The organism is Angustibacter speluncae, from assembly GCF_054777815.1.
Window position 1 is genome coordinate 1 of sequence record NZ_BAAHAF010000186.1, and the last position, 952, is coordinate 952.

1 protein-coding gene is annotated in these 952 nt (G+C 78.4%); it reads right to left on the reverse strand.

Annotation, left to right across the window (positions count from 1 at the left end):
* On the reverse strand, positions 1–924 hold a 924-nt coding region (locus ACYVKY_RS20315), incomplete at its 3' end, for a DUF4350 domain-containing protein (RefSeq protein ID WP_460436802.1).
* Between the last annotated feature and the right edge of the window lie 28 nt (positions 925–952).

Consider the following 952-nt stretch of genomic DNA (forward strand, 5'->3'; position numbering starts at 1 on the left):
GGTGGCGGCGCGGTCGCGCGCGCCGGACTCGCGGTAGAGCGCGGCCCGGCCGCGGGCGGTCTCGGCGGAGCGCACGACCACCGGCAGCGGCTCGGGCACCAGCGGGCCGAAACGGCGTCCGCGCCAGAGGACGGCCAGCGCGGCGACGAGCACGAGCCAGACCGCGACCAGCCCGACCCACGGCGGGGCGAGGTCGCCCGGTGCGGCGCGCCCGCCGTCGACGAGCGCGGGGTCGAGCGGGTCGACCTTCCACCACACCAGGTCGCGGTGCCCGCCGAGCAGGTGCAGCCCGACGGCCGCGTTGCCGGTCTCGGCGACGTGCTCGTTCACCAGCGGCTCGGTGGACCCGAGGACGACCACCTGCGTGCCGTCGCGGTCGAGGGCCAGCAGGCGGCCGTTCGGCGCCTCGGCGTCGGCGGAGGGGTAGCACCAGGTCACGTCGCCGTCGTCGCCGCCGACCCCCTGGTAGGCGACGGCGTCGTCCCACTGCGTGCTGCCGGCGACCTGCGCGGCCTCGACGTCGCACCCGGGGTCGACCGGGTCGTCGGCGGCGGCCGCGCCGGCCAGTAGGTCGAGGTCGAGGTCCTCCAGCACCCGGGGCGAGGGGCGGACGAGCACGACGTCGCTGCCCCCGAGGTCGGAGGTGAGGGTGTCGATCAGGTCGGCCTCGAGCAGGTCGGCGCCGACGACGAGGACGGTCGCGTCGCCCCCGCCCGCGACCTCGTCGACCTCGGCGAACCGGGTGGTCGCGGTGACCTGCACCCCCTGCTCGCCCAGCACCTGCGCGAGCGCGCGGGACCCGGCGGGCGCGGGCGAGTCCGGGTCGAGGTCGCCCGCGGTGCTGCGCGGTGCGAACGCCGCGATGGCGACCGCGAGCACGAGCACGGCCAGCGCGATGAGCGCCGGTGTGCGCCAGCGCCTCACGCGGGCACGCCCAGCCGGGCGCGGGAGG